The organism is Sinorhizobium glycinis, from assembly GCF_001651865.1.
Classification (GTDB): domain Bacteria; phylum Pseudomonadota; class Alphaproteobacteria; order Rhizobiales; family Rhizobiaceae; genus Sinorhizobium; species Sinorhizobium glycinis.
This window is the reverse complement of sequence record NZ_LPUX01000060.1, coordinates 54,470-80,817: the sequence shown is the minus strand read 5'-3', so window position 1 is coordinate 80,817 and position 26,348 is coordinate 54,470. Positions and strand designations below refer to the sequence as shown.

The 26,348-nt window shown below is 63.8% G+C and carries 25 protein-coding genes; 21 read left to right on the top strand and 4 right to left on the bottom strand.

Translation table 11 applies throughout. From position 1 onward, the window contains the following. The first annotated feature begins 33 nt into the window (after positions 1-33). The 4 genes from AU381_RS13960 to dnaQ all read left to right on the top strand — a co-directional run bounded on the left by AU381_RS13960 (position 34) and on the right by dnaQ (position 2,991). The gene (locus tag AU381_RS13960) at positions 34-633 is read left to right on the top strand and encodes a Maf-like protein (RefSeq protein ID WP_064242357.1); all 600 of its coding nucleotides are present in this window, start codon (positions 34-36) and stop codon (positions 631-633) included. Then, positions 626-1,486, top strand: a complete 861-nt coding sequence (locus AU381_RS13955) for a shikimate dehydrogenase (protein WP_064242356.1) — start codon at positions 626-628, stop codon at positions 1,484-1,486. Before AU381_RS13960 ends, AU381_RS13955 begins: the two co-directional genes overlap by 8 nt. After that, positions 1,483-2,067, top strand: a complete 585-nt coding sequence (gene coaE / locus AU381_RS13950; RefSeq protein ID WP_064242355.1) for a dephospho-CoA kinase — start codon at positions 1,483-1,485, stop codon at positions 2,065-2,067. Before AU381_RS13955 ends, coaE begins: the two co-directional genes overlap by 4 nt. 225 nt (positions 2,068-2,292) lie before the next feature. Then, entirely contained in the window at positions 2,293-2,991 is a 699-nt protein-coding gene (gene dnaQ, locus AU381_RS13945) for a DNA polymerase III subunit epsilon (protein WP_064242354.1), read from the top strand. Positions 2,992-3,057: 66 nt separating this feature from the next. Here the strand turns inward: dnaQ and secB are convergent, their stop codons facing one another. Both secB and AU381_RS13935 read right to left on the bottom strand, forming a co-directional pair. Then, complete coding sequence (gene secB / locus AU381_RS13940) at positions 3,058-3,561, bottom strand: protein-export chaperone SecB (RefSeq protein WP_064242353.1); 504 nt, start codon at positions 3,559-3,561, stop codon at positions 3,058-3,060. Between the two features lie 241 nt (positions 3,562-3,802). After that, a complete protein-coding gene (locus tag AU381_RS13935; RefSeq protein WP_064242352.1) occupies positions 3,803-4,309 on the bottom strand; it encodes an FxsA family protein in 507 nt (168 codons plus the stop codon). A gap of 134 nt (positions 4,310-4,443) precedes the next feature. Between AU381_RS13935 and AU381_RS13930 the strand changes: the two genes are divergently transcribed. From AU381_RS13930 to gyrB, 5 genes are all read left to right on the top strand, one after another. Next, on the top strand, positions 4,444-5,145 hold the full coding sequence (locus tag AU381_RS13930) for a Tim44/TimA family putative adaptor protein (protein ID WP_064242641.1): 702 nt from the start codon (positions 4,444-4,446) through the stop codon (positions 5,143-5,145). Positions 5,146-5,160: 15 nt separating this feature from the next. Beyond that, positions 5,161-6,273, top strand: coding sequence for a murein transglycosylase A (mltA, locus tag AU381_RS13925; protein ID WP_064242351.1), 1,113 nt, complete (start codon positions 5,161-5,163; stop codon positions 6,271-6,273). After that, entirely contained in the window at positions 6,260-6,823 is a 564-nt protein-coding gene (locus AU381_RS13920) for a Smr/MutS family protein (RefSeq protein ID WP_064242350.1), read from the top strand. Before mltA ends, AU381_RS13920 begins: the two co-directional genes overlap by 14 nt. Beyond that, complete coding sequence (locus AU381_RS13915) at positions 6,820-7,197, top strand: helix-turn-helix domain-containing protein (protein WP_064242349.1); 378 nt, start codon at positions 6,820-6,822, stop codon at positions 7,195-7,197. The genes AU381_RS13920 and AU381_RS13915 overlap by 4 nt, the downstream gene beginning before the upstream one ends. A gap of 135 nt (positions 7,198-7,332) precedes the next feature. Then, complete coding sequence (gene gyrB, locus AU381_RS13910) at positions 7,333-9,768, top strand: DNA topoisomerase (ATP-hydrolyzing) subunit B (RefSeq protein WP_064242348.1); 2,436 nt, start codon at positions 7,333-7,335, stop codon at positions 9,766-9,768. A 115-nt stretch (positions 9,769-9,883) separates the two neighbouring features. Here the strand turns inward: gyrB and AU381_RS13905 are convergent, their stop codons facing one another. After that, complete coding sequence (locus tag AU381_RS13905) at positions 9,884-10,480, bottom strand: nitroreductase family protein (protein ID WP_064242347.1); 597 nt, start codon at positions 10,478-10,480, stop codon at positions 9,884-9,886. Positions 10,481-10,797: 317 nt separating this feature from the next. On the opposite strand from AU381_RS13905, the gene gabD reads away from it, so the two are divergent. Together gabD and hpaI are read left to right on the top strand one after the other, a co-directional pair. Then, complete coding sequence (gene gabD / locus AU381_RS13900) at positions 10,798-12,252, top strand: NADP-dependent succinate-semialdehyde dehydrogenase (protein ID WP_064242346.1); 1,455 nt, start codon at positions 10,798-10,800, stop codon at positions 12,250-12,252. A gap of 270 nt (positions 12,253-12,522) precedes the next feature. Beyond that, on the top strand, positions 12,523-13,323 hold the full coding sequence (gene hpaI / locus AU381_RS13895) for a 4-hydroxy-2-oxoheptanedioate aldolase (protein ID WP_064242345.1): 801 nt from the start codon (positions 12,523-12,525) through the stop codon (positions 13,321-13,323). 263 nt (positions 13,324-13,586) lie between these two features. Here the strand turns inward: hpaI and AU381_RS13890 are convergent, their stop codons facing one another. Further along, positions 13,587-14,465, bottom strand: coding sequence for a GntR family transcriptional regulator (locus tag AU381_RS13890; protein WP_064242344.1), 879 nt, complete (start codon positions 14,463-14,465; stop codon positions 13,587-13,589). 353 nt (positions 14,466-14,818) lie between these two features. Between AU381_RS13890 and AU381_RS13885 the strand changes: the two genes are divergently transcribed. The 10 genes from AU381_RS13885 to AU381_RS13840 all read left to right on the top strand — a co-directional run bounded on the left by AU381_RS13885 (position 14,819) and on the right by AU381_RS13840 (position 26,340). Continuing rightward, complete coding sequence (locus AU381_RS13885) at positions 14,819-16,324, top strand: UxaA family hydrolase (protein WP_064242343.1); 1,506 nt, start codon at positions 14,819-14,821, stop codon at positions 16,322-16,324. A 209-nt stretch (positions 16,325-16,533) separates the two neighbouring features. Next, positions 16,534-17,553, top strand: a complete 1,020-nt coding sequence (locus AU381_RS13880) for an aldo/keto reductase (RefSeq protein ID WP_064242342.1) — start codon at positions 16,534-16,536, stop codon at positions 17,551-17,553. A gap of 207 nt (positions 17,554-17,760) precedes the next feature. After that, the gene (locus AU381_RS13875) at positions 17,761-18,750 is read left to right on the top strand and encodes an ABC transporter substrate-binding protein (protein WP_064242341.1); all 990 of its coding nucleotides are present in this window, start codon (positions 17,761-17,763) and stop codon (positions 18,748-18,750) included. A 113-nt stretch (positions 18,751-18,863) separates the two neighbouring features. Next, positions 18,864-20,405, top strand: coding sequence for a sugar ABC transporter ATP-binding protein (locus AU381_RS13870; RefSeq protein WP_064242340.1), 1,542 nt, complete (start codon positions 18,864-18,866; stop codon positions 20,403-20,405). A 95-nt stretch (positions 20,406-20,500) separates the two neighbouring features. Then, positions 20,501-21,478, top strand: coding sequence for an ABC transporter permease (locus tag AU381_RS13865; protein WP_064242339.1), 978 nt, complete (start codon positions 20,501-20,503; stop codon positions 21,476-21,478). A 55-nt stretch (positions 21,479-21,533) separates the two neighbouring features. After that, entirely contained in the window at positions 21,534-22,556 is a 1,023-nt protein-coding gene (locus AU381_RS13860) for a zinc-binding alcohol dehydrogenase family protein (RefSeq protein WP_064242338.1), read from the top strand. Then, the gene (locus AU381_RS13855; protein ID WP_064242337.1) at positions 22,553-23,389 is read left to right on the top strand and encodes an amidohydrolase family protein; all 837 of its coding nucleotides are present in this window, start codon (positions 22,553-22,555) and stop codon (positions 23,387-23,389) included. Before AU381_RS13860 ends, AU381_RS13855 begins: the two co-directional genes overlap by 4 nt. 226 nt (positions 23,390-23,615) lie before the next feature. Further along, complete coding sequence (gene phaZ / locus AU381_RS13850) at positions 23,616-24,890, top strand: polyhydroxyalkanoate depolymerase (protein ID WP_064242336.1); 1,275 nt, start codon at positions 23,616-23,618, stop codon at positions 24,888-24,890. Positions 24,891-25,071: 181 nt separating this feature from the next. Beyond that, positions 25,072-25,491 (top strand): DUF2852 domain-containing protein, encoded by a 420-nt coding sequence (locus AU381_RS13845; protein ID WP_064242335.1) that lies wholly within the window; start codon positions 25,072-25,074, stop codon positions 25,489-25,491. A gap of 93 nt (positions 25,492-25,584) precedes the next feature. Beyond that, a complete protein-coding gene (locus tag AU381_RS13840; protein ID WP_064242334.1) occupies positions 25,585-26,340 on the top strand; it encodes a M48 family metallopeptidase in 756 nt (251 codons plus the stop codon). Positions 26,341-26,348: the final 8 nt, after the last annotated feature.

Below are 26,348 nucleotides of genomic sequence, written 5' to 3'. Positions count from 1 at the left end.
CCAGCGTGATCCCTGGATTGCGAGATTGAGAAGATGACATCCTCGCTCGTGCTGGCCTCCGCCAGCCCATTTCGACGGGCGCTCCTTGCGAATGCCGGGCTGGCGTTCTCGGCCCGCGCAGCTCACGTGGACGAGCGCGCCCTGGAGCGGCCGCTGGAGGAGGCGGGCGCATCGCCCTCCGACGTGGCGCTCGCTCTTGCCGAAGCCAAGGCGAAGGAGGTCTCGCGCCATTTCGATGACGCACTGGTGATCGGCAGCGACCAGACCATGTCGCTTGGAGCCCGGGTTTATCACAAGCCGAAAGACATGGCGGAGGCCGCCGAGCATCTCCTGTCGCTCTCCGGCAGGACGCACAGCCTGAACAGCGCGATCGTGCTCGTCCGCAATGGCGATGTCCTCTGGCGGCATGTCTCGACGGCGCATATGACGGTCAGGCCCTTGGACCGGGCCTTTGTCGAACGGCATCTCAAACGGGTCGGGGAGAAGGCGCTTTCGAGCGTCGGCGCCTATCAGCTCGAAGGTGAGGGGATCCAGCTCTTCGAAAAGATCGATGGCGATTACTTTACGATCCTCGGCCTGCCGATGCTGCCGCTTCTTGAAAAACTCCGCCAATTGGGATCGATCGATGCGTGATTCACGTGAAACATTTGTTAACCACGCCTTCGTCACGGGCTATCCGATCAAGCATTCGCGCTCGCCGCTGATCCACGGCTATTGGCTGAAGCAGTTGGGAATTGCCGGAAGCTACCGGGCTCACGAGGTCGCCCCGGAAGCCTTCCCGGATTTCATGCGCCGATTGCGGGACGGCAGTGCCGGTTTCTGCGGCGGCAATGTCACCATCCCCCACAAGGAGATGGCCTTCGAGCTGTCCGACCGGCCGGATGAGCTGAGTGCCGAGCTTGGCGCGGCCAACACGCTCTGGCTCGAGGACGGAAGGATCTCAGCGACGAATACGGACGGGCGTGGCTTCGTCGCCAATCTCGACGAGCGGGCAAGCGGCTGGGACCGGATTTCGACGGCCGTCATTCTGGGGGCCGGCGGCGCCAGCCGCGCTGTCATCCAGGCCGTCCGCGATCGCGGCGTCAGGACCATCCACGTGGTGAACCGCACGACCGCCAGGGCGCAGGAACTGGCCGACCGGTTCGGCGAGGCAGTCGAGGCTCATCCGATAGAGGCGCTTTCCGAGGTCATGGCCGATGCCGGCCTTTTCGTGAACACGACGTCGCTCGGCATGGACGGCGAGCCGGCGCCGTCGATCGATTTCTCGCCCTTGGCAACCGGCGCCGTGGTCACCGACATCGTCTATGTGCCGCTGAAGACGCCGCTCCTTCGCCAGGCGGAGGAGCAGGGTTTCCGCATCGTCGATGGTCTCGGCATGCTCCTGCATCAGGCCGTACCCGGATTCGAGAAATGGTTCGGCCGGAGACCGGTTGTCGATGAAACGCTTCGGCAGGTCATCATAAAGGATATGGACGTTCACGCATGATCATCGTCGGGCTCACCGGCTCCATCGGCATGGGAAAATCAACGGCTGCTCAGATGTTCCGGGAGCTTGGCGTACCGGTGAACGACGCCGACGAGGTGGTCCACGACCTCTATCGCGGTGAAGCGGTGCCTCCCGTCGAAGCAGCCTTTCCGGGCGTCGCGAAGGAGGGCGTCATCGACCGGGCGGAACTTTCCCGACAGCTCCTTGCCCAACCGGAGCGCCTTGGTGAATTGGAGCGGATCGTCCATCCGCTCGTTCGCGCCAAGGAAAAGGAGTTCATCGCCAGGTACAGGGCGGCCGGGGCGCCCTTCGTGCTTCTCGATATTCCGCTGCTTTTCGAGACCAAGGCGGAAAAGCGCGTCGACCGGGTCGTCGTCGTCAGCTGCGATCCGGAGGCTCAGAGAGCGCGCGTCATGAAGCGGCCGGGAATGACGGCCGAGAAATTCGCGATGATCCTCGCCCGCCAGGTACCCGACAGTGAAAAACGCGCCCGAGCGGATTACGTGATCGACACCAGCGACAGTTTCGACGTCACCCGAGCGCAGGTTCGCACCATCGTCGATCGATTGCGATCGGGGTAGCGCCTGCCCCTCTCCTCGGGTTTAACCCGGGGACTAACCCTCTCACCGCAAGCCGGAGGGAGCAAAGGTGGTGCGGCTTGCCCCTTCTCCCCGCTAGAACGGGGAGAAGGGCGCTGCAGCGGCGCAGGTCGCGAACCTCCGCTTCAACTGCAAGCGAAATGCCATTAAAACGCAACGATCAGCGCGGACTGATTCGATCCGAACCGAGGTCCCAAGGGAAGCCGCATGCGTGAGATCATTTTCGATACGGAAACGACCGGCCTCGACAGTCGCGAGGACCGGGTGATCGAGATCGGTGGCGTCGAGCTCGAGAACCAGTTTCCGACGGGACGGACGATCCACATCTATATCAATCCCGGCGACCGCAAGGTCCACCCCGACGCGCTGGCGGTGCACGGCATCACCGACGACTTCCTCAAGGACAAGCCCTCCTTTGCCGACGTGGTCGACGAAATCGTCGATTTCTTCGGCGATGCGCGTTGGGTCGCCCACAATGCGACCTTCGACATCGGCTTCATCAATGCCGAGTTCGAGCGCCTGGGCCTGCCGCCGATTGCCATCGACCGGGTCACCGATACGCTGGCAATGGCACGGCGCAAGCACCCGATGGGCCCGAATTCGCTCGATGCGCTGTGCCGCCGCTATGGCATCGACAATTCGCATCGCGCCAAGCATGGCGCGCTTCTCGACTCCGAGCTGCTTGCCGAAGTCTATATCGAGATGATCGGTGGGCGGCAGGCGGCGCTGGGGCTGGTGACGAGCGAAATCAACGGTCTTGCCGTACAGGCGGACGACGCCCCGATCATCGTCATGCAAAGGGAGCGAGTGCTGACGCCGCGACTGACGGAAGCCGAGATCTCAGCCCATGCGGCTCTTGTTTCAAAGATCGGCGCCAAGGCGATCTGGGTAAGGTACAGCGGTTGAATCCAGCCTGTAAAACAAAAAACCCGGCCTGCCGAGCCGGGTTTTCAGTTTCTATCCGAGAACCTGTCAGTTGGTCGTGGTGTTGCTGTTGGCGACCTGGGCGCGGACTTTTTCTTCTGCCATGCGCTGCGCGAACATTTGCGCGAAATCGATCGGGTCGATCATCAGCGGCGGGAAGCCGCCGTTGCGGGTCGCGTCCGACACGATCTGCCGGGCAAAGGGGAAGAGCAGGCGCGGGCACTCGATGAAGAGCAGCGGCAGCATGTGCTCCTGCGGGAAGCCCGCAACGCGGAAGACGCCGCCATAGGCGAGTTCGACGTTGAACAGCACCTTTTCGCCGTCCTTTGCCTGGGCGTTCAGCGAGAGAACGACGTCGAAATCGTTCTCGGCGAGCGGGTTGGCATTGACGTTGACATTGATGTTGATCGACGGCGCGTGTTCGCGGGCCTGCAGCGAACGCGGCGCGCCGGGGTTCTCGAAGGAGAGGTCCTTGACATACTGGGCCAGAATATTGAGCGACGGCGCCTGCTGGGCGCCGCCGTTGCCGTTGGATGCGGTATCAGTCGTCATAAGAGTTTCCTCGGACTTCGAATTGGTGAGGCCATCTAGCATTTCGATCCTGTGCTTACAACCCTCGAAGCCCGGACCCGTTCCCGGCCTGAACGGCGTTCCAGGCCCTTTCCGGGTCACAGCGCCGCCCGTCTTAATCAGACGCGCGAAGGTCGCTGCAGCACTTTGAGTTGCTGCATGTTTTTGTCCCTGAATCGGCTACGATCCAAGGAAGCATGCAATCGAGCATTATAGACCTGATCTAGCGAGAAATCCGGTTGCTCGGCGGCGAGGAACCGTCTTCGCCGCCGTTCTTCCGGGAGAATTCGTCGGAGTCGAGATCGATGGTCGTGGGACCGTGCGGCCGGTGGCTCCTCGTGCCACCGTAATAGAAGCCGCTTCCCGTCGTCAGGATGGTCAACCGCGTCTGCAGGAAGGAAGCGATGGCGCGCCTGACGGGCGGCAGGAAGAGAATGAGGCCGGCAATGTCGGTGATGAAGCCGGGAACGATCAGAAGAATCGCCGCGACGAAGATCAGCGCGCCGCCGAGAACGTCCGGGCCCGGGTCCTTCCCTGCTCGCGCCGCCTCCTGCACGCGGCGCAAAGTGCCGAGACCCTGGATGCGCAGAAGCAAGACGCCGGCAACCCCGCTCAGCAGGACGAGCAGCAGCGTCATCGCCAGGCCGAGTTCCCGGCCGACGACAACGAAGCCGGCAATCTCCGCGATCGGCAGACCGAGAATGATGAGAGGAATGATCACCGAACGCATCGATCGTGCTCGCAAGAAGATGAGTGCAATTGACCGGCTCCCGGTTTATGGGTGCGACATCGCCATTTGAATGGTTTATCCTTGCAGACTATATGGAACACTAAGTCAAATTCTAACAGCGGTTCCGGGTGGAAATGGGCTCTTTCGACTTCATCACGTTTTTTTTCCTGATCGCGGCCGTGGTCATCTTCCTGCAGTTGCGCAGCGTCCTTGGCCGCAGGACAGGAAATGAACGACCGCCTTTCGACCCCTATTCGCCGCGCGAGGCGCAGGGTCCCGAGGCGAGGGACAATGGCAAGGTGGTGCAGCTTCCCCGTCGCGAGAGCACCGCGGAGGACGAGTCCCGCTACGCCGCCATCGACGGCCTATCCAAGCCCGGCACGCCGTTGAACGTCCAACTGAGGGCGTTGAGCGACGCAGACCCCAGCTTCGAGCCGGCCGAGTTCCTCAACGGCGCAAAGATGGCCTACGAGATGATCGTCATGGCTTTTGCCGATGGCGATCGCAAGACCCTGAAAGGGCTCTTGTCACGCGAAGTCTATGAGGGCTTCGAAGCGGCGATCGCCGACCGGGAATCCAAGGGCGAGGTGGTCAAATCGACCTTCGTCGGCATTGAAAAGGCCGAGATCGTCCATGCCGAACTCAAGAACGATGAAGAGAACGTCACGGTTCGCATCATCAGCCAACTCATCTCCGCCACATACGACAAGCAGGGCAAGCTGATCGACGGCGACGCCGATTCGGTTGCCGAAGTGAACGACCTCTGGACCTTTGCGCGCGACATCCGCTCGCGCGATCCGAACTGGAAGCTTATCGCCACCGAATCGGAAAATTGACCGCAAGGGGCGATAATGGCCTTTGAACTCGAACCGGTCGCCTTTTCGGAATTGCCCGGGTGGCAACAGGATGACCCGACGCCGGTCCTCGACGCGCTGCGCCGCTGTCACCATCATGTGACGACGGTGAAGCCTTACAGGACCGGCTCTCTCGGTGTTTCGGTCGCCGACCTGCTGCCCGCCTACGAGGCGGCCGGCGCGGTTTTCTCCGGTGCGTCGCAGGCGCGCAACTTCTTCGAGGACCAGTTCGTGCCGTTCCGGATCCGCCCCGGGGACAGCGAGACGGGCTTCGTCACCGCCTTCTACGAACCGGAAGTCGAGGTCCGCGCCACCGCCGACGAGGAGTTCCGCTTTCCATTCTACAGGCGTCCCGCCGATCTCGTCGATATCGACGAGGAGAACCGGCCCGAGGGCATGGATCCCTATTTCGCCTTCGGCCGGCTGCGGGACGGCAGGATCAACGAATATCCCGATCGCCGGGCGATCGAGGAGGGGTTTCTCAATGGCCGTGGCCTGGAGATCGCCTACGCCCGCTCGAAGGTCGACGTGTTTTTCATCCATGTCCAGGGCGCAGCCCGGCTCGTCTATCCGGACGGGTCGCGCCGCCGCATCACCTATGCGGCGAAGACCGGGCACCGTTTTTCCGCCATCGGCAAGCTGCTGATAGAGCGCGGCGAAATCGATGCGGCGACCGTCTCGATGGCGAGCATCCGCGGCTGGCTAGCGGCCCATCCGGAAAAGATCGATGAGGTCCTGTGGCACAACCGCTCGTTCATCTTCTTCCGCGAAGCGCCCGTCGAAGATGAAGACCTCGGGCCGGTCGCCGCTGCCAAGGTACCGCTCGAGCCGGGCCGGTCGCTCGCAGTGGACCGCCTCATCCATACCTTCGGGATTCCTTTCTATATCACCAGCGAAACCCTCACCCATCTCGATGGCGGCCGCCCTTTCGGACGGCTGATGCTCGCGCTCGATACCGGCTCGGCAATCGTCGGGCCGGCACGCGGCGACATCTTCACGGGCTCGGGCGAGGCCGCTGGCGAACTTGCCGGTTCGGTGCGCAACGACGCCGATTTCTTCATGCTCGTGCCCCGCGCGGCTGCCGCCAGATATCGCCATGGCCAGGGATAAAAAGCTGTCGCCGGAGGACCGCATCCTTTGGGGAAAGGTCGCGCGCTCGGCCAGGGCCATGCCGGGGCGATTGGAAGAGCTCGACGACCTGCTCGGCGAGATCGAACAGCCGTCGGCTTCGCCGTCTCCGCAGCAAGCGAACTCCGGCTCGTCCGCATCCGGGAAGCCGGAGCAGGGAATTGCCCTCAGCGGCAAGCCCGAGCAACGCCACCACCCGCTCGAGAGGCCGGTCAAGCGGAAGCTTTCGAAAGGGCGCCTCGCGCTCGAGGCGCGGATCGACCTGCACGGAATGATCCAGAGCGAGGCGCATGGCTTCCTCCTGCAGTTCCTCCTGAAGGCGCATGAGCGCGGCCTGCGTCATGTTCTTGTCATCACCGGCAAGGGAACGTCGTTCGGCAGCGACGGGGCGCTGAAGCGCGCCGTGCCGCTCTGGTTTGCCCTTCCCGAATTTCGCCCGCTGATCTCGTCCTACGAGCCGGCGGCGCGCAACCACGGGGGCGAGGGTGCGCTCTATGTCCGCCTGGCGCGCGCCAGGGGGAGTGCGTCGTGACGCCTTTCGGCGAGGCCATGCGCGAACTGCGCCACCGCAAGGGCGTCTCGCAGAAGGAGATGGCGGCGGCGATTGGCGTTTCCCCGGCCTATCTCTCGGCCCTCGAACACGGCAAGCGCGGCGCGCCGAGCTTCGACTTCCTGCAGCGCGTCGCCGGCTACTTCAACGTGATCTGGGACGAGGCCGACGAGCTCTTCCGTGTCGCACGGCTTTCCGACCCGCGAGTGGTGCTCGACACCTCGGGCCTGCCGCCCGGCCACACGGCCTTCGCCAACCGCTTGAGCGAGCGGATTCGCGGCCTGTCGGGCGAGGCGATCGAAGCAATGGAAGATATTTTGGAAAAAGCCACATTTCCTGATAATGACAGGGGATGAAGCCTCGCCCCGGCCGTGCTCCCGCCGCCCGGGATTTGGAACCCGTGGACAAATTTCCTATAGTCCGCGAGGCGTCCGCGCTGTGATTCGCAACGAATCGCTGCGTCCGAAGAACCTGGAAAGACCTGAAGCCGAATGACCGATATCTCTGAGACCGAAGCCGGCGCGATCGCCGAATATGGTGCCGATTCCATCAAGGTGCTGAAGGGCCTCGACGCCGTGCGCAAGCGGCCTGGCATGTATATCGGCGACACCGATGACGGCTCCGGTCTGCACCACATGGTCTATGAGGTCGTCGACAACGCGATCGACGAGGCGCTTGCCGGCCATGCCGATATCGTCACCGTCACGCTCAATCCCGATGGCTCCTGCACCGTGACGGACAATGGCCGCGGCATTCCGACCGACATCCACCGGGAGGAGGGCGTCTCGGCGGCCGAGGTGATCATGACGCAGCTTCACGCCGGCGGCAAATTCGACCAGAACTCCTACAAGGTTTCCGGCGGCCTGCACGGCGTCGGCGTTTCGGTGGTCAATGCGCTCTCCGTCTCGCTGAAGCTCAAGATCCGCCGTGCCGGCAAGATCCACGAGATGAGTTTCACCCACGGCGTCGCCGACGGGCCGCTGACCATCACCGGCGACGCCGGCGGCGAGACCGGCACCGAAGTCACCTTCCTGCCGAGCGAACAGACCTTCTCGAAGACAGAGTTCGATTTTGCCACGCTCGAACATCGCCTGCGCGAGCTCGCTTTCCTGAATTCCGGCGTCCGTATCGTATTGACCGACAAGCGCCACTCGGACATCCGCCGCGACGAGATGATGTACGACGGCGGGCTCGAGGCCTTCGTCGCCTATCTCGACCGGGCGAAGAAGCCGCTTGTCCACAAGCCGGTCTCGATCCGCGGCGAGAAGGACGGCATCACCGTCGAGGTGGCCATGTGGTGGAACGACAGCTACCACGAGAACGTGCTCTGCTTCACAAACAACATTCCGCAGCGCGACGGCGGCACGCACATGGCGGGCTTCCGCGGTGCGCTCACCCGCCAGATCACCTCCTATGCCGATACCTCCGGCATCACCAAGAAGGAAAAGGTGTCGCTGACCGGCGACGATTGCCGCGAGGGGCTGACGGCGGTTCTGTCGGTGAAGGTGCCGGATCCGAAGTTCTCCTCGCAGACCAAGGATAAGCTCGTATCGTCCGAGGTCAGGCCGGTGGTCGAGAGCCTCGTCAACGAGGCGCTGAGCGTTTGGCTGGAGGAGAATCCATCCGATGCCAAGATCCTGGTCGGCAAGGTCGTCGAGGCGGCCGCCGCCCGCGAAGCGGCGCGCAAGGCGCGCGAACTGACGCGCCGCAAGGGTGCGCTCGATATCTCGTCGCTGCCCGGCAAGCTCGCCGATTGCTCCGAGCGCGACCCGGCCAAATCCGAACTCTTCCTGGTGGAGGGCGATTCGGCAGGCGGTTCGGCCAAGCAGGGGCGCTCGCGCGAGAGCCAGGCGATCCTGCCGCTGCGCGGCAAGATCCTGAACGTCGAGCGGGCACGTTTCGACAAGATGCTGTCGAGCCAGGAAATCGGCACGCTGATCACCGCGCTCGGCACCTCGATCGGCAAGGACGAGTTCAACGCCGACAAGCTGCGCTACCACAAGATCATCATCATGACGGATGCCGACGTCGACGGCGCCCATATCCGCACGCTGCTGCTCACCTTCTTCTTCCGGCAGATGCCGGAGCTGATCGAGCGCGGCCACCTCTATATCGCCCAGCCGCCGCTCTACAAGGTGACGCGCGGCAAGTCCGCCCAGTACCTGAAGGACGAAAAGGCGCTCGAGGATTACCTGATCACCATGGGCCTCGAGGAGGCATCGCTGACGCTCGGCTCCGGCGAAGTCAGGACCGGGCAGGATCTCCGCGAAGTGATCAACGATGCCCTGCGCCTGCGCTCGCTGATGGAGGGGCTGCATTCGCGCTACAACCGGACGATCGTCGAGCAGGCAGCAATTGCCGGTGCGCTGAACACCGAGCTCAACAGTCACCAGGACGACTACCAGAAGGTCGCCGTCGAAGTGGCGCGCCGTCTCGATGTCATTGCCGAGGAAACCGAACGCGGCTGGGCCGGATCGGTCACGGCCGAGGGTGGCCTGAGGCTCGAGCGCATGGTGCGCGGCGTCAAGGAAGTCGCGGTGATCGACATGGCGCTGATCGGCTCCTCCGATGCCCGCCATATCGACCAGCTCACGGCGAAACTCAAGGAAGTCTATGCGGCGCCGCCGGTGCTCAGGCGCCGCGACGGCACGCAGGAGATCAGCGGGCCGCGGGCTCTTCTGGACGCGATCTTTGCCGCCGGCCGCAAGGGCCTGACCATGCAGCGCTACAAAGGTCTCGGCGAAATGAACGCCGAACAGTTGTGGGAGACGACGCTCGATCCGAACGTCCGCTCGCTGCTGCAGGTCAGGGTCTCCGACGCGACCGATGCGGATGGGCTGTTCTCGCGCCTGATGGGCGACGAGGTGGAGCCGCGTCGCGACTTCATCCAGGAAAACGCGCTGAGCGTCGCCAATCTCGATATCTGACGGCCGAAGAGATACACCGCCCAGCGGTGGAATTGCAGGCGTGGGACGGTTTTCGCCCCGCGCCTTTCTTTCGGGCTCAAGTGCCGCGGACGAGACAATCTCCGCGGTTTTGCTCTCAGTCGCCCTTGAACCGCCCCTCGAATACGAAGTCGCCCAGCGTCTTGCGCTGGCTCGGCTTTTCCCGTTCGCGCAGATCCTCGGGAAGCGTGGAAGGATCGGCGATCTTGCCGATCGCCACCGCAGCCTCGACCCGGTAATGCTCCGGCACGCCGAGCACCCGCATTGCCTTGTCGCGGTCGATCCCACCCATGGCATGCGCATGCCATCCGGCAAGCTGCGTCTGTAGCGCGAGCGCGAACCAGGCGGCACCCGTGTCGAAGGCGTGGGTGTAGGCGGGCCTGAGCTCGCCGGTCGATGTCAGCCTGTGGGTCTTCGAGACTATGATGACGAGCGCCGAGGCGTTCTTCGCCCAGCGCTGGTTGCCCTCATCGAGCGTCTCCAGCAGTGACGCGAAGTCTTCGGTGCCGCGCCGGGCATATATGAAGCGCCACGGTTGCATGTTGCTCGCCGAGGGCGCCCAGCGCGCCGCTTCGAAGAGCGCCAGCAGGTCCTTTTCGCCGATTTCCTCGCCGGTGAAGGCGCGCGGCGACCAGCGTTCGAGAAAGATCGAGTGGATCGGGTGGTCGGCTCTTCTGTGGTTGATGTCTGTCACGAACGAACGTCCTTGTCCTGAATGGGAATCCCTTGGGAGGCCCTCCAGACGAAGCGCCTGCGAAGGGCCGGATTCGCCGGGACGCTATAGAAGATGAAGGCGATTTGAAACGTGCTCTCCTGAAAGTGATCGAGTGGGTCGCCCGCGCGCGGGCGCCGCGCCGCAAGGCTGGAACGAAGCAGGGAGGTAGACGTTTGGTGATCGGGTTTACCGGGGAGCGTCCTGCTTTTTCGTGGAACGGAAGAAGCAGAGAGGCGGTTGTCGTAACAGAAAAAAGTTGTATAAGTTCTGTAAAGTTTCCGAGGGAAGGATCAGCCATGAACTTGAAGGACCCGTCGCTGTTTCGCCAGGCCGCGCTCGTCGGCGAAAACTGGATCGAAGCGGACCCGCAGAATGCCATCGATGTCAACAATCCGGCGACGGGCGAGATCATCGGCCGGGTGCCGAAGCTCGGTGCCCGCGAGACGCGGGTCGCGATTGAAACCGCCGCGCGGGTTCAGAAGGAATGGGCCGGGAAGACCGCCAAGGAGCGAGCGGGGATCTTGCGCCGCTGGTTCGAGCTGATGATCGAGAACAAGGACGATCTCGGCAGGATCCTGACGATCGAGCAGGGCAAGCCGCTCGCCGAGGCGACCGGCGAGATCGTCTACGGCGCGAGCTTCATCGAATGGTTCGCCGAAGAGGGGCGGCGCGTCTATGGCGATCTTGTGCCCGGCCACCAGAAGGACAAGCGCATCCTGGTGATGAAGCAGCCGATCGGCGTCGTCGCCGCGATTACGCCGTGGAACTTCCCGAATGCGATGATCACCCGCAAGGCCGGCCCCGCCTTTGCCGCCGGCTGCGCGATGGTGCTGAAGCCAGCCGCGCAGACCCCCTTCTCGGCGATCGCCATCGCTGTGCTCGCCGAACGGGCCGGCATGCCGAAGGGCCTGTTCAGCGTCATCACCGGTTCGGCGCGCGAGATCGGCGCCGAGATGACCTCGAACCCGACAGTGCGCAAGCTGACATTCACCGGCTCGACGGAAGTCGGTGCCGAGCTCTACCGGCAGAGTGCCGCGACGATCAAGAAGCTCGGCCTCGAACTCGGCGGCAATGCCCCCTTCATCGTCTTCGATGACGCCGACCTCGATGCGGCGGTCGAAGGCGCCTTGATCGCCAAGTTCCGCAACAACGGCCAGACCTGCGTCTGCGCCAACCGCCTCTACGTCCAGGACGGCGTCTACGAAGCCTTCTCCGAGAAGCTTGCCGCGGCCGTCGCGAGGCTCAAGACCGGAAACGGCATGGAAGAGGGCGTCATCCTCGGGCCGCTGATCGACAAGCCGGCGCTCGAAAAGGTCGAGGAGCATGTCGCCGACGCGCTTGCCAAGGGCGCTCGCGTCATTCAGGGCGGCAAGCGCCACGCGCTCGGCGGCAGCTTCTATGAGGCGACGGTGCTGGCCGACGTCACCCAGGCGATGGCCGTTGCGCGTGAGGAGACCTTCGGTCCGGTGGCGCCGCTCTTCCGCTTCAAGGACGAGGCGGATGTTATCAGCCAAGCCAACGATACCGAATTCGGCCTTGCCTCCTATTTCTACGCCAAGGATCTGGCGCGGGTCTTCCGCGTCGCCGAAGCGCTCGAATACGGCATGGTCGGCGTCAACACCGGCCTGATTTCCACCGCGGAAGCTCCCTTCGGCGGCGTCAAGCTCTCCGGCCTCGGCCGCGAGGGCTCGAAGTACGGCATCGAGGAATTCATGGAAATCAAATATGTCTGCCTCGGCGGCATCGCCTGAGGTCGACTCGGCATTTGCGAGATCAAAGAAACCGGCCGGAAAGTTCTGGCCGGTTTTTTCTTTTGTGGGTAAGACTTTGCAAGTGATTGATTGGAGCGGGATTCGCCCCTCACCCTAACCCTCTCCCCGCTCGCGGGGAGAGGGGACTTCAGCGGTGCGGCATCGTCCCTTCGCCCCGCTGGCGGGGAGAAGGTGCCGGCAGGCGGATGAGGGGCAAAGTTGCACTTTGTCGATCCCGCGCCGATACGTCCTGACGCCGAAGGAGAGACCATGCCGGCCCCCAAGAATCCCTTCAAAGCGGCGATCCGCGAAAACCGCTTCCAGCTCGGCCTGTGGGTGGCGCTTGCCAGCCCCTATGCCGCCGAGGTGGTGGCCGGCAGCGGCTATGACTGGCTGCTGATCGACGGCGAGCATGCGCCGAACGACTTGCCGCTGCTCGCCGCGCAGTATCGCGCCATTGCTGGCCGCGGCAGTCATCCGATCGTGCGCCTGCCGGTCGGCGACACCGCTCTCATCAAGCAGGTCCTCGATACGGGCGTTCAGACGCTGCTCATCCCGATGGTCGACACTGTCGAGCAGGCGCGGCAGCTGGTCCGGGCCGTGCGCTATCCGCCGCACGGCATTCGCGGCGTCGGCGCCGCCCTCGGTCGGGCCACGAATTTCGGGCGCATCACGGATTATCTGCAGAACGCCAACGACGAGATCTGCCTCATCCTGCAGATCGAGAGCCGGGCAGGTCTCGCTGCGATCGACGAGATTGCGGCGCTGGAGGGGGTCGACGGCCTGTTCATCGGCCCCTCGGACCTTGCCGCCGACATGGGGCATCTCGGCAATCCCGCCCATCCGGAGGTCCGGGCGGCGATCGTCGATGGCTTCGCGCGTATAGAGAAGGCCGGCAAGGCGCGCGGCATCCTGACCCTCGACCCCGTGCAGGCGCACGACTATCGCGATCTCGGCGCCGACTTCCTGGCGATCGGCACCGACGTGACCCTGCTCGTCAGCGCGACGGAGCGTTTGCGCCGCGAATTTTTGGGAGAGGCCGAGCCGGGGCGGACCGAATCCGGCTACTGATTGGCAGCGCGGCACGCAGGCCGAGTAGTATTTCCTCGGCGTTGAGGGCGATACCCCCCTCTGCCCTGCCGGGCATCTCCCCCACAGGGAGGGAGATCGGCTGGAGCTACGGCCCTGCCCAACGTTGATGTTGCATTCGCTGAACTCACGACATTCCATCGATGGCGGGGCATTTGGAAGAGCGGTGCATTGCCACGTGCCGATCTCCCCCCTTGTGGGGGAGATGGCCGGCAGGCCAGAGGGGGGTATCAACCCCCTTCGTCCTACGGAATCGACTGCAGCAGGGTCTCGCGTGCCGATTTCAGGTGCCGGCGGCAGGCCTGTTCCGCCTGCCTCGGGTCGCGCGACTGAAGCGCGGCGATATAGGCGAGATGCTCCTCCAGCGCCCGGGCGTTGCGCTCGCGCGCATTCGCCTTGTTCCACTGGTAATGGTAGTGGAAGACGATCGCGATGACGTCGTAGAAATCGACGATGAAGCGGTTGCTCGACGACCTGTGTACCAGGAGGTGGAAGCGCTCGTCGAGCTCGGAGAACTCACTGTAGCGTTTGTCGATGTCGGCGAGGATCTCGCGATGCAGCGTTTCGATCTGCTTCAGTTCGGCCCAGGCGGGGTCGTTCTCCGGCAGGGAGACGAAGCGAGCGGCCGAGCGAAGTTCGAACATCTCCCGCACTTCCGTCAGCTCGAGCGCGAATTCGCGGGTAAAGCCCTTGAGCACCCAATGGCTGTTCGGCCGTTTCTCGATGAGACCGAAGCGGCTGAAGCGGATCAGGAATTCACGCACGCTCGTCGTGCCGGTGCCGATCTCGCGCGCCAGCTCGAGCTCGTTGATCTGCATGCCGGGCTCGGCGCCGCCCGCCAGAATCCGGCGCATGAAGCTCCGTTCGATTCTCTCGGCGAGCGAATCGGTTTCCTCGGTCGGGAAATAATCGGAAGGCTCCGGACGCCTCAGCACGATCTTCTGGCGCTTGTCCCAGCTGATCAGCTTGGCCTCTTCACAACGCGACAGGATGGCACGAACCGTCGTGCGGCTGACGCCGAGCGCCTGTCCGAGTTCCGGTTCGGATGGCAGCGCGGATGTTTCCGAAAGCAGCAAGAGGCAGCGGTTGAAGGCATCCTTGAAGAGGGTGTTCTGCTTCGCCATGAGTGATCCGGCCGGTTGAAGGTGGTTGGTTATTTACAGCGCCGCGCGTCTTACCAGGCGCGCAAAGGTCGCTGTAGCACTTTGAATTGCTGCATGTTTCCTTAGATCGGCTACGATTTAAGGAAACATGCAGTAGCCCGGCATCGCCGGTTTGTCTCGGGGGTCGATCGCAGAATCCGTCGAGACTGTCTTTCGTCCTGCCATTCCCATGCCCCCATCGAGTGAGAGCATCGGCGTCCTTTGCGCAACAACAACCATAATACCCATTGACGAAAATCTGTCTATTGTGGATAAAAGACAAATCAGAGGACACGGGGCCCATCCCGTGAAAAGCGTTCCGGGAGAGCCTGAGATTGTCTGCACCGTCTTCGATCCTTCTTTCGCCGGAGGATAATGTCGCTGTCGCCACGGTGGCGATCGAGCCCGGCGAGACCCTGCCCGGCGGGCCGAGGGCAATGGCGCGGATCGAAGCCGGCCACAAGGCGGCGATCCGAGCGATCCCGGCCGGCGAGCCGGTCATCAAATATGCCCAGGCGATCGGCCGCGCCACGTGCGATATCGCCGCCGGCGAACATGTGCATTCCCACAATCTTGCCTTTGACCAGGACCGGCTGGCGATCGGCGCGCCGGTTCCGCCGGAAGCGGCGAGCGCGGCCGACAGGGCACGCACCTTTCTCGGTTACCGACGGGCCGACGGCCGTGCGGCGACCCGCAACTATATCGGCATCATTGCCAGCGTGAACTGTTCCACCACCGTCTGTCGCGCCATCGCCGAGGAGGCCAACCGGCGCATCCTGCCGCGCTACGAGAGCATCGACGGTTTCGTGCCGATCGTCCACGACCAGGGTTGCGGCATGTCGTCCTCCGGCGACGGCATGAAGAACCTGCACCGGACGCTTGCCGGCTATGCCCGCCACGCCAATTTCGGCGGCGCGCTGATGGTCGGGCTCGGCTGCGAGGTCAACCAGCTCACCCTTTACGGCCAGAGCGGCTCGGGCGCGGAAAAGCGGCATTTCAACATCCAGGAGGCCGGCGGCTCGCGCCGCTCGGTCGAGCGCGCCCTTGGTGCTCTCGAGGAAATCGCCAAGGAGGTGGCGACCTTCCGCCGCGTGCCGATTCCGGTAAGCGAGATCATTGTCGGGCTGCAATGCGGCGGCTCGGACGGCCTTTCCGGCGTCACGGCGAATCCGGCGCTCGGCGCCGCGGTCGACATTCTCGCCGGTGCCGGCGGCACCGCAATCCTCTCCGAGACCTCGGAGATCTATGGCGCCGAGCATCTCTTACGCAGCCGCGCCGTCAATGAGGCGGTGGCGGTGAAGCTCGACGGGCTGATCTCCTGGTGGGAGGATTACGTCGAGATGCACGGCGCCTCGCTCGACAACAATCCTTCGCCGGGCAACAAGCGCGGCGGCCTGACGACCATTCTGGAAAAGTCGCTCGGCGCCGTTGCCAAGGGCGGGCGCTCGCCGTTGACGGCTGTCTACAATTACGCGGAACGCGTGACGGAGCACGGCCTGGTCTTCATGGATACGCCCGGCTACGACCCGGTGTCGGCGACCGGCCAGGTGGCCGGCGGTGCCAATGTCATCGCCTTTACGACCGGCCGCGGCAGTTGCTTCGGCTGTCGACCGGCGCCGTCGATCAAGCTGACCAGCAACACGGCGCTCTATCGGGCGATGGAAGAGGACATGGACATCGATTGCGGGGTGATCGCTTCCGGCGAGGCGACGATTGCCGAGCTCGGCCGCCGAATCTTCGATCTCATCATCGACACGGCCTCGGGCCGCAAGACCAAGAGCGAGCTTTTCGGTTACGGCGACAACGAGTTCGTCCCCTGGCATCTGGGGGCGACGCTTTAGGGGGAGAACGGGGCGGCTGCCCCTCATCCGCCTGCCGGCACCTTCTCCCCGCGTGCGGGGAGAAGGAGACGCGCGGCGCCAACCTAAGTCCCCTCTCACCGCTTCCGGGGAGAGGGCTAGTCCTCGGGTTAAACCCGAGGAGAGGGGCAAATAGGTTCGAAGCTGATCGCATGCGTGAAGAACGCATCCTTGGAGGGAGGAGACAAGGAATGCAGACGAGAAAAATCGGTCGCACCGATCTGGCGGTCACCGAATACAGCTTCGGCACCGCGGGGCTCGGCGGCCTCTATCGCGAATGCCCGCGCGAGGCGGCGATGGCGACGCTCGACGCCGCTTGGGGGGCGGGAATCCGCTATTTCGACACGGCGCCCTATTACGGTCTTGGCCTTGCCGAGCGCCGGGTCGGCGATTTCCTGCGTGACAAGCCGTCCGACAGCTATGTGCTGTCCACCAAGGTCGGCCGCCTGCTTCACCCGGTCCCGGAAGACAAGGTCCCCGATTATTCCTACGTCAAGGCGCTGAATTTCGACGTCAGCTATGACTACGGTTACGACGCCATCATGCGGTCGGTGGAGATGAGCTACGCCCGCCTCGGCCTCAACCGCATCGATGTCCTCTATGTCCACGACGTTGGCGGCTACACCCATGGGGCGGCAAGGAATGCCGTCTACCTCCGGCAATTGCTCGATTCCGGCCTGAAGGCGCTGGAGGCGCTGAAATCGAGCGGTGCCATTTCGGCCTATGGCCTTGGCGTCAACGAGGTGCCCGTCTGCCTCGACGTGATGCGCCATGCGGATATCGACTGCATCCTGCTCGCCGGACGCTACACGCTTCTCGACCGTTCGGCGGTCGCCGAGCTTATTCCGCTCTGCGAGAAGAAACGGACCTCGCTTGTCGTCGGCGGCGTCTTCAATTCCGGCATCCTCGCCACCGGCCCTGTGGAAGGGGCGCATTTCGATTACATGCCGGCGACGGACGAGGTCCGGACGAAGGTTGCGGAGATGGAGCGGATCGCACAAGAGCGCGGTATGCCGCTCGCCGCGCCGGCCCTGCAGTTCCCGCTCGCCAACCCTCAGGTGGCCTCGGTCCTGCTCGGCACTGCCAAGCCCTCGAGCCTCGAGCGGAACATGGAACTGACCCAAAGGAAGATAACGGCGGATGAATTCGCCGCCTTCGATCCCTACACGCTCGTTGCGCCCGCGCTCGGAGCGGAAGCCGTGAGGGTCTGATTATCATGCCCGCTGCCGGAAGCGGCGGGCGATCCTTCTTGCGTCTTGGAGGAACGCAATGAACGGAACCAACCAATGTGGCCTTGCCAATTCGATCTGTCTGAATTAGCGTGCCAAAATGTTTTTTATTGATAAAAGACGATCTGCGAGCACCTGGCGGATCGGCCTCGATAACGGAACAGGGTGTTACTTGAGAGGAGAAACCTGATGAGCATTTCCAGACGCATTCTTTCCCGCCGCGCCTTCAACGCGCTCGCCGGCGCGGCCTTCTTCGCCGCCATGGCGCCAGTGCCGTCCTTCGCGCAGGACGTTACCATCCCGATCATCGTCAAGGACACGACCTCCTTCTATTGGCAGATCGTGCTCGCGGGCGCTCGTGCCGCCGGCAAGGACCTCGGGGTCAACGTGCCGGAACTCGGCGCGCAATCCGAATCCGACATCAACGGCCAGATCAGCATTCTTGAGAACGCCGTCGCCGGCGCACCGGCCGCGGTGGTCATCGCCCCGACCGAGTTCAAGGCGCTTGGCAAGCCGATCGACGAGGCCGCCAAGGCGGTGCCGATCATCGGCATCGATTCGGGCGCCGATTCGAAGGCGTTCTCGTCGTTCCTGACGACCGACAACGTCCAGGGCGGCCGCATCGCCGCCGACGGCCTTGCCGCGGCGATCAAGGAAGCGACCGGCAAGGAAGAAGGCGAGGTCGCCATCATCACCAGCCTGCCGGGCGTCGGCTCGCTCGACCAGCGCCGCGAAGGCTTTCTCGATCAGGTCAAGACCAAGTATCCGGGCCTGAAGGTGGTCGCCGACAAATATGCCGACGGCCAGGCGACGACCGGCCTCAACATCATGACCGACCTGATCACCGCCAATCCGAACCTCGTCGGCGTCTTCGCCTCGAACCTGATCATGGCTCAGGGAGCCGGCCAGGCGATTGCCGAGAACAAGCTCGGAGACAAGATCAAGGTCATCGGCTTCGACAGCGACGAAAAGACCGTCGGGTTCCTCAAGGAAGGCGTGCTGGCCGGTCTTGTCGTGCAGGATCCCTATCGCATGGGTTATGATGGCGTGAAGACGGCGCTTGCTGTTTCGAAGGGCGAGAAGGTCGAAGCCAATGTCGATACCGGCGCGAACCTGGTCACCAAGGCCAACATGTCCGAGCCGAAGATCGACGCGCTCCTGAACCCGAAGGTCAACTGACCTGTCGCGAATGCGTCGTGGCGTCTGGATGTCCTGCGCCACGACTTGTCTTTGGCGCGCGACGGCCGGCAGGAGGAGCCGGCCGTCGCGGACCGGAAAGTGAGGAGGGTACTATGACAGGGCTTCAAGAGGTCAGCCATCGGCACGAAGGCGAACTCGAGGCGGCCGTTCCGAAGGGCAAGCCGATCCTCGAGCTGCGTGGCCTGCAGAAGAACTATGGCGCCGTCCAGGCGCTGAAGCCCGCGACCATCACCTTCCTCTCCGGAGAGATTCACGCGATCGTAGGCGAAAACGGCGCCGGCAAGTCGACGCTGATCAAGCTTCTGACCGGCGTCATCCCGCGAACCGCCGGCGAGGTGTTCTGGCAAGGCGAGCCGGTCCTGCTGGCGAGCCCCAACGAGGCGATCGCCCGCGGCATCAATGCCGTTCACCAGGAAGTCGTTCTCTGCCCGCACTTGAGCGTCGCGGCCAACATGTTCCTCGGCGACGAGATGAACCGGCGCGGTCTCATGCGCAAGCGGGCCATGACCGATGCGGCCCAGGGCGTCCTCGATGACCTCGGCTTCAGCCTGCCGGCCAACGCGACCCTCGGCAGCCTGACCATCGGCCAGCAGCAGCTTGTCGCGACCGCCCGCGCCGCCATGCGCGGCACCCGTTTCCTGATCTTCGACGAGCCGACGGCCTACCTGACGCGGCAGGAATCGGCCCAGCTTTTCCGCCTCATTCGCCGGCTGCAGGGCGAGGGCGTCACCATCGTCTATATCAGCCACCGGCTCGAGGAAGTCTTCGAGCTTGCCGACCGCGTCTCGGTGCTGCGCGACGGCACCCATGTCGGCACGCGTGATATCTCCGCGACCAACGAGGCTGAACTGATCGCGCTGATGATCAACCGCACCATCGAGCAGATCTATCACAAGGAGCAGTTCGCACTCGGCGAGACGATCGTCGAGGCGCGCGGGCTTTCCGGCCCCGGTTTCAGCGACATATCGCTTTCCGTCAGGGCCGGCGAGATCGTCGGGCTTTATGGCCTGATCGGCGCGGGGCGCAGCGAATTCGCGCTCGGCCTTTACGGCCGCCATCCGCTCACCGCCGGCGAGGTGTTCTGGCAGGGCCGCAAGGTCGAGATCGACAACGAGCGCAAGGCGATGGAGCTCGGCGTCGCGCTTGCGCCGGAAAGCCGCCGCGACCAGGGCCTCTGCCTCAACCTGCCGATCGGTCTCAACATCAACCTGCCGGTCTTCCGGAAATTGACGCGCGGTTTGACGATCAACCGCGCCGAGGAGGCCGCCAATGCCGATCGCCAGATCCGCGACCTGCAGATCAAAACGCCGTCGCGCCGCGTGCTTGCCTCCGCCATGTCCGGCGGCAACCAGCAGAAGATCGTCATCGGCAAATGGCTGAGCCACGGCGCGAAGCTGTTCATCTTCGATGAGCCTACCGTCGGCGTCGACGTCGGCACCAAGGCGGAAATCTACCGGCTCTTCGCGCGCTTGCTGGAAAAAGGGGCGGGGATCATCCTGATCTCCTCCTATCTGCCGGAAGTCTACGAGCTCGCGGATCGCCTGCACGTTTTCCGGCAGGGGCGGCTGGTGGCAAGCCACGATTACCGCGCCGCCAGCCATGAGGACGTGTTGGCGCAGGCGATCAATGCCTGATCGTTGGAGCGGGATGAGGAAAAGCGTAGGCGGTGATCCGCCGGCATCCCGCTCCAGCTTTAGATCGAAATAAAAACGACTGCAGGGAGGACGCAATGAGTGTGGAAACGGTAGAAAGCAGCGCAGGACCGACACCGAAGAGAGGGGTCAGCATCCTGTTCGGGCTGACGCTACTCGGGCTGCTGGTCGTCCTCTGGCTGCTGCTCGGCCTGGCGACGAGCGCCTTCTGGACGCCGAACAATATCAGCAACCTGCTGCGACAGGGGGCGATGACTGCGATCCTCGCGGTCGGCCAGACCTTCGTCATCATCACCGCCGGCATCGACTTGTCGGTCGGCGCGGTCGTCGGCTTCACCAGCGTCATCGTCGCCTGGCTGCTCGCCGCCGGCGTGCCGCTCTGGCTGGCGCTGCTTGCGACGCTCCTGATCGGCGTGCTGATCGGCGTCTTTCACGCTTTCGGCATCGTCCGCATGGGCCTGCCGCCCTTCATCATCACGCTTGCGACGCTGACGTCGCTGCGCGGCATCGGCCTGCTGATCACCAACGGCTCGACGATCTCGATCACCAACGAGACCTTCACCAACTTCTCCCGCGCCGACTTCCTCGGTGTCCCGAGCCTCTTCTGGATGGTCATCGTCGTCGCGATCCCTGCTTACGTCTTCCTGCATCTGAGCCGCTTCGGCCGCTATCTCTTTGCCGTCGGCTCGAACAGCGAGGCGGCCCGCCTTTCTGGCGTCAACGTCAACCGGACGATCTATCTCGCCTATATCCTGTCTTCGACCTGCGCCGCCTTTGTCGGGCTGCTGCTGGCCTCGCGCATCGGCATAGGCAACGCCACCCAGGCGGAGGGCTGGGAATTGCAGGCGATCGCCTCGTCTGTCATCGGCGGCACCAGCCTTTTCGGCGCCGTCGGTTCGGTCCACGGCCCGCTTCTCGGCGCCTTCATCCTGGCGACCATCAACAACGGCGCCAACCTCTTGAACGTCAACTCCTTCTGGCAGCGCATCATCACCGGCGTGCTGATCATCGTGATCGTCTATTTCGACCAACTCAGGCGCCGGGGGGCGCGTTGAACTGCGCCCCGCCAAGGCCGGCCAAAACCGCGAAGATCAAACTACGGAACGTCCCATGAAAGCTGTCGTCTGTTCAGAACCCGGTCGCCTGGAAATCACCGACCGACCCCGGCCGGTGGCGCCCCCCGAGGGCTGGGCTCGCCTTGCCGTCAGCCGTGTCGGCATCTGCGGCACCGACTATCACATCTTCGAAGGCAAGCACCCCTTCCTCGAATATCCGCGCGTCATGGGCCACGAGATTTCCGCGACCGTGGTCGAGGCCGGCCACGGTTCCCGGCTCGCACCGGGAACTCTGGTGGTCGTCAATCCCTACATCTCCTGCGGGAGCTGCATTGCCTGCCGGCGGGGAAAGCCGAATTGCTGCACGGCGATCCGGGTTCTCGGCGTCCACACCGACGGCGCCTTCTGCGAAGAGATCCTCATGCCGGAACAGAACCTCTATCCGGCGAACGGTCTTTCCCCCGAAGCGGCCGCGACGGTGGAATTCCTGGCGATCGGCGCCCATGCGGTCAGGCGCTCCGGGGTGGCGCCCGGCGCCCGGTCGCTGGTGATCGGTGCCGGCCCGATCGGCCTCGGAACGGCGATCTTCTCGCGGATTGCCGGGCACGAGGTAACGCTTCTCGACACGAGCGCCGAGCGGCTGGGCTTCGCTGCGGACGAGCTCGGCTTTTCAGGCGGCCTTCTCGCCGGTGAGGGGCTGGGAAAGGCCGTTGCCCAAGCGACCGATGGTGACGGTTTCGACGTCGTCTTCGACGCCACCGGCAATGCGATCTCGATGGAACGCTCCTTCGCCCATGTTGCCCACGGCGGGACCCTGGTGTTCGTCAGCGTGGTGAAAAACTACATCCGTTTCTCTGACCCGGAATTCCACAAGCGCGAGATGACGCTGGTGGCAAGCCGCAATGCGACGCGCGAGGATTTCGATCACGTCATCGCCTCGATCGGCAAAGGCCTCGTGCCCGTCGACAAGCTCGTCACCCACAGGACCACCCTCGACCAGGCGGTTCACGACCTGCCGCTTTGGGCACATGACAAAGCCGGTCTTGTAAAGGCGGTCATCACGGTCGGTGCCGCATGAGCTTCATCGATGCCCACCAGCACTACTGGACTTTGGGCCTCGGTCATAACGACTGGCCAGGACCGGATCTTGAACCGATCTTCCGCGACTTCTGCCCCGGCGATCTGAAGCCGCATCTCAGCGCCGCTGGCGTCAGCCGCACCGTCCTCGTCCAGGCGGCGCCGAATGTTGCGGAGACCGAGTTCCTGCTGGAGATCGCCAAGCGCGAAGAGACGGTTGCGGCGGTCGTCGGCTGGATCGACATCCTAGCCCACGACGCCGGTGCCGAGCTTCGGCGGTTGAAGATGCACCCGAAATTCAAAGGCATCCGGCCGATGCTGCAAAGTATCGCCGAAACCGCCTGGATCCTGCGGCCTGAAGCGATCGCCACGCTCGAGATGCTGGCGCAGCTGGACCTGCGTTTCGACGCGCTCATCCAGCCGCGCCACCTGCCGGTGATCGCCGCGCTTGCCGATCGCCTGCCGGACCTTGCCATCGTCGTCGACCACGGCGCCAAGCCTTTCATCGCAGAAGGCCGCCTCGAACCCTGGCGCGCCGATATGGCGGCGCTCGCCCGCCGCCCGAACGTTCACGTCAAGCTGTCGGGGCTCGTGACCGAGGCTGGCGGCAAGTGGTCGATCGAACGATTGCGCCCCTATGTCACGCATCTCGTCGGGGTCTTCGGCGCCGAACGGGTGATGTTCGGCAGCGATTGGCCGGTTGTGCTACTTGACGCCGACTACTCCGAGTGGTTCGCCGCCGCCCGGGCGCTCACTTCCAATCGCACGAAAGCGGAACGGCAGGCGATTTTCCTGGGGACTGCCGCCGGTTTTTACGGAATTTCCGCGCTTTGAGGTACGAACATCATAGCGCGACAGGCCCGCATAATGTTATCTCAATAAATTAGTAATATGATTTCCGTGAGCAGGCCGTCCTCAAATCACGGGGGCGTCTTTGTTGCACTGCACAAAAAAAGTGGTAGTCTGGAAGCGATTGCGGACACCAAGACAAACACTCGCAAGGCTTGCGTCCGACCTGGGAGCGGCGCCGAGATTGATTGAAACAAGGGGTACGCGTCCCATGTTCTACCAGCTCTACGAAATGAACCATGCCATGATGGCTCCGTGGCGCACGGCCGCGGATGCCATGCGGCTCGCCTTCAAGAATCCGATGAATCCGGTCTCGCACACCTATTTCGGCCGCACCGCGGCCGCAGGGCTGGAAGTCTTCGAACGCGCCACGCGCCGTTACGGCAAGCCCGAATTCGGCCTGCCCGAGACGGTCGTCGACGGCCAGCCGGTGCCGGTCCGGGAGAAGATCGTCTGGCGGGCGCCCTTCTGCAATCTCATCCATTTCGAGCGCTCGCTCCCGAAGGGGCGGACGCCGGATCCGAAGGTGCTGCTCGTCGCGCCGATGTCCGGCCACTATGCGACGCTGCTGCGCGGCACCGTCGAGGCGCTGCTGCCCGAGTCCGACATCTACATCACGGACTGGATGGATGCCCGCATGGTGCCGCTCAGCGAAGGCACCTTCGATCTCGACGACTATATCGACTACGTCATCCAGATCCTGCATCACCTCGGGCCCGATACCCACGTCATCGGCGTCTGCCAGCCGGCCGTTCCGGTTCTTGCCGCGGTCGCTCTGATGGAGGCGGAAAACGACCCGCTGTCGCCTGCATCCATGACGCTGATGGGCGGCCCGATCGACACGCGCATCAACCCCACCGCCGTCAATCAGCTGGCCGAGCAGCGGCCGGTCGAATGGTTCCGCGACAACGTCATCATGCCGGTGCCGTGGCCGCAGCCCGGCTTCATGCGCATGGTCTATCCGGGTTTCCTGCAGCTTTCCGGCTTCATGTCGATGAACCTTGACCGCCATCTGGTCGCTCACAAGGAGTTTTTCGCTCATCTCGTCAAGAATGACGGCGATGCCGCCGACAAGCACCGCGATTTCTACGACGAATATCTCGCGGTCATGGACCTGACGGCGGAATTCTACCTGCAGACGGTGCAGGTCGTGTTCATGCAGCATGCTTTGCCGAAGGGCGAAATGATGCACCGCGGCAAGCGCGTCGACCCGACGGCGATCCGCAAGGTGGCACTGCTGACGGTCGAGGGCGAGAACGACGACATATCCGGCCTCGGCCAGACCCAGGCGGCGCAGACGATCTGCACCAACATCCCTGAGCATATGCGTCAGCACTACATGCAGCCGGATGTCGGCCACTACGGCGTCTTCAACGGCTCTCGCTTCCGCGGCGAGATCGCACCCCGCATCGTCGCCTTCCAGCGCCAGCACTCGCGTCACTCACGACCGGTGAAGCAGATCATCAAGGGCGGAAAATCGGCCTGAGGCGCGCATCAAGCGGCCGATCCCGATAACACCCGGAGGCCGTGCGGCAGCGATTTGCTGCCGCAGAGTCAAGGGCTTGTCCGATTCCCATCCGGCGCATCTTGCAGACATCTCCGGTCTTTCCCACATCGTTTTCATCGGGCCGCAACGGGCGGCCCGTTGACTGCGAGGAATACGGAAGATGAACCAATCTGCATTGATCCGTCCGGACTGGACGCCTGCGACCATTGCATTGATGGTGCTCGGTTTCATCGTGTTCTGGCCGCTCGGCCTGGCGATGCTCGCCTACATCCTTTTCGGCGACAAGCTGAAGACCTTCAAGAAGGACGCCAACGACAGCGTGGACCGCATGTGCGCCGGCTTCCGCCGGAACCATCGCGGCCATTGGGCCCACCATCGGACCGGCAATGTCGCCTTCGACGACTGGCGCGAGGCGGAACTTGCCCGCCTCGACGAGGAACGCCGCAAGCTCGACGAGATGCGCGCGGAGTTCGACGCCTATGTCCGCCAGCTCCGGCGCGCAAAGGACCAGGAGGAATTCGACCGCTTCATGCGCGAGCGCAAGAACGGTCGCCCCGGGCCTGCACCCGAGACGAACTGATTGAGAGAAACGGGATCCCGGCGTTTCACATGAAACGCCGGGACAGACTGTAGGGCAGCTGCCAGCGGTCGGCGAATCGGCTAGAAAGGCCTCATGTTTCCTTCTTTCAAGCGCCGCCGCGGCAGTGAAACGCGCCTTGATGTCACACGCGACATCGAGGTGGCCGGCAAGCGCCTTCCCTTGACCATCCGGCAGAACGCACGCGCGACGCGGATGACGCTGCGCATCGAGCCGGGCGGGCGCGCCCTGAAGCTCACGGTTCCCGAAGGCCTGCCGGAGCACGAAGTCAGCGCATTCCTCAGCCGCCATCAGGGCTGGCTGATGACCAAGCTCGCCCGCTTCTCCGGCGAAAGCGAACTCGAGCACGGCGGGACCATCCTGATCCGCGGCGTCGCCCATCGCATCGAGCGGACCGGGCGGCTTCGCGGCCTGACCGAATCCGTTATCGCCGACGACGAGGCGGTGTTGCGGGTGGGCGGCGCCGAGGAGCATTTGCGCAGGCGCATCGCTGATTTCCTGAAGAAGGAGGCGCGCGCGGAACTGGAACGCCTCGTTGCCGTCTATGCAGGCCGGATCGGCCGGCGGGTGCGCTCGCTCAGCCTCAAGGACACCCGCAGCCGCTGGGGATCCTGCTCCGCCGAGGGAGACTTGAGCTTTTCCTGGCGGATCGCGATGGCGCCACCGAAGGTGATCGCCTATCTCGCCGCCCATGAGGTGGCGCATCTCCAAGAGATGAACCACGGTCCGGATTTCTGGGCGCTATGCGAAAGGCTGTGCCCGGATACGAATGACGCCAGGCGCTGGCTGAAGCGCAACGGCACCATGCTGCACGCCATCGATTTTGGTTAGACGAGATC

Bases quoted from the DNA above. Each gene is read 5' to 3' on its own strand.
- hpaI (WP_064242345.1), top strand. From the start codon at position 12,523: ATGCCGGCCCCCAAGAATCCCTTCAAAGCGGCGATCCGCGAAAACCGC.
- AU381_RS13960 (WP_064242357.1), top strand. From the start codon at position 34: ATGACATCCTCGCTCGTGCTGGCCTCCGCCAGCCCATTTCGACGGGCG.
- gabD (WP_064242346.1), top strand. From the start codon at position 10,798: ATGAACTTGAAGGACCCGTCGCTGTTTCGCCAGGCCGCGCTCGTCGGC.
- AU381_RS13865 (WP_064242339.1), top strand. From the start codon at position 20,501: ATGAGTGTGGAAACGGTAGAAAGCAGCGCAGGACCGACACCGAAGAGA.
- AU381_RS13840 (WP_064242334.1), top strand. From the start codon at position 25,585: ATGTTTCCTTCTTTCAAGCGCCGCCGCGGCAGTGAAACGCGCCTTGAT.
- AU381_RS13935 (WP_064242352.1), bottom strand. From the start codon at position 4,309: ATGCGTTCGGTGATCATTCCTCTCATCATTCTCGGTCTGCCGATCGCG.
- gyrB (WP_064242348.1), top strand. From the start codon at position 7,333: ATGACCGATATCTCTGAGACCGAAGCCGGCGCGATCGCCGAATATGGT.
- AU381_RS13855 (WP_064242337.1), top strand. From the start codon at position 22,553: ATGAGCTTCATCGATGCCCACCAGCACTACTGGACTTTGGGCCTCGGT.
- secB (WP_064242353.1), bottom strand. From the start codon at position 3,561: ATGACGACTGATACCGCATCCAACGGCAACGGCGGCGCCCAGCAGGCG.
- AU381_RS13860 (WP_064242338.1), top strand. From the start codon at position 21,534: ATGAAAGCTGTCGTCTGTTCAGAACCCGGTCGCCTGGAAATCACCGAC.
- AU381_RS13955 (WP_064242356.1), top strand. From the start codon at position 626: ATGCGTGATTCACGTGAAACATTTGTTAACCACGCCTTCGTCACGGGC.
- coaE (WP_064242355.1), top strand. From the start codon at position 1,483: ATGATCATCGTCGGGCTCACCGGCTCCATCGGCATGGGAAAATCAACG.
- AU381_RS13930 (WP_064242641.1), top strand. From the start codon at position 4,444: ATGGGCTCTTTCGACTTCATCACGTTTTTTTTCCTGATCGCGGCCGTG.
- AU381_RS13880 (WP_064242342.1), top strand. From the start codon at position 16,534: ATGCAGACGAGAAAAATCGGTCGCACCGATCTGGCGGTCACCGAATAC.
- AU381_RS13890 (WP_064242344.1), bottom strand. From the start codon at position 14,465: ATGGCGAAGCAGAACACCCTCTTCAAGGATGCCTTCAACCGCTGCCTC.
- AU381_RS13920 (WP_064242350.1), top strand. From the start codon at position 6,260: ATGGCCAGGGATAAAAAGCTGTCGCCGGAGGACCGCATCCTTTGGGGA.
- AU381_RS13870 (WP_064242340.1), top strand. From the start codon at position 18,864: ATGACAGGGCTTCAAGAGGTCAGCCATCGGCACGAAGGCGAACTCGAG.
- AU381_RS13845 (WP_064242335.1), top strand. From the start codon at position 25,072: ATGAACCAATCTGCATTGATCCGTCCGGACTGGACGCCTGCGACCATT.
- dnaQ (WP_064242354.1), top strand. From the start codon at position 2,293: ATGCGTGAGATCATTTTCGATACGGAAACGACCGGCCTCGACAGTCGC.
- mltA (WP_064242351.1), top strand. From the start codon at position 5,161: ATGGCCTTTGAACTCGAACCGGTCGCCTTTTCGGAATTGCCCGGGTGG.
- AU381_RS13875 (WP_064242341.1), top strand. From the start codon at position 17,761: ATGAGCATTTCCAGACGCATTCTTTCCCGCCGCGCCTTCAACGCGCTC.
- phaZ (WP_064242336.1), top strand. From the start codon at position 23,616: ATGTTCTACCAGCTCTACGAAATGAACCATGCCATGATGGCTCCGTGG.